The sequence below is a fragment of the Jeotgalibacillus soli genome (genome assembly GCF_000829435.1).
In the GTDB taxonomy this organism is placed as follows: Bacteria; Bacillota; Bacilli; order Bacillales; family Jeotgalibacillaceae; genus Jeotgalibacillus; species Jeotgalibacillus soli.
Window position 1 is genome coordinate 1 of record NZ_JXRP01000015.1, and the last position, 703, is coordinate 703.

Annotated in this window: 6 tRNA genes and 1 rRNA gene; all 7 read left to right on the forward strand. The window is 52.3% G+C overall.

Going from position 1 to position 703, the window contains the following annotated elements:
- Positions 1 to 85 (forward strand): 5S ribosomal RNA (gene rrf / locus KP78_RS18615); the annotation flags it as partial.
- A 7-nt stretch (positions 86 to 92) separates the two neighbouring features.
- A tRNA-Asn gene (locus KP78_RS08530) sits at positions 93 to 167 on the forward strand.
- A gap of 3 nt (positions 168 to 170) precedes the next feature.
- Positions 171 to 262: transfer RNA gene (locus KP78_RS08535), tRNA-Ser, on the forward strand.
- Between the two features lie 20 nt (positions 263 to 282).
- Positions 283 to 357: transfer RNA gene (locus KP78_RS08540), tRNA-Glu, on the forward strand.
- A gap of 9 nt (positions 358 to 366) precedes the next feature.
- A tRNA-Val gene (locus KP78_RS08545) sits at positions 367 to 439 on the forward strand.
- Between the two features lie 105 nt (positions 440 to 544).
- Positions 545 to 618, forward strand: a tRNA-Met gene (locus KP78_RS08550).
- Positions 619 to 625: 7 nt separating this feature from the next.
- A tRNA-Asp gene (locus KP78_RS08555) sits at positions 626 to 701 on the forward strand.
- Positions 702 to 703 lie beyond the last annotated feature (2 nt).

The window sequence follows — 703 nt, forward strand, 5'->3', positions numbered from 1 at the left end:
TTCCCATGCCGAACACGGAAGTTAAGCTCTTCAGCGCCGATGGTAGTTGGGGGTTTCCCCCTGTGAGAGTAGGACGTTGCTAGACTTATTATTCCACAGTAGCTCAGTGGTAGAGCAATCGGCTGTTAACCGATCGGTCGTAGGTTCGAGTCCTACCTGTGGAGCCATATGGAGAGCTGTCCGAGTGGTCGAAGGAGCACGATTGGAAATCGTGTAGGCGGCTACCGCTGTCTCAAGGGTTCGAATCCCTTGCTCTCCGCCAGAAAAACTTTAACTTTGAAAGGCCCGTTGGTCAAGCGGTTAAGACACCGCCCTTTCACGGCGGTAACACGGGTTCGAATCCCGTACGGGTCACCAAAACAATATGGAGAATTAGCTCAGCTGGGAGAGCATCTGCCTTACAAGCAGAGGGTCGGCGGTTCGAGCCCGTCATTCTCCATTCAATAGTAATAGTATAGAGAAGGATGCTGGACTTGATCCAGCTCCACACTCTCTTTATTCCACTAACTATTGAAGAAAGAAAATGAACATTGTATACTATTGTCGCGGGGTGGAGCAGTTCGGTAGCTCGTCGGGCTCATAACCCGAAGGTCGCAGGTTCAAATCCTGCCCCCGCAATTATCAAGGTCCCGTGGTGTAGCGGTTAACATGCCTGCCTGTCACGCAGGAGATCGCCGGTTCGATCCCGGTCGGGACCGCCATT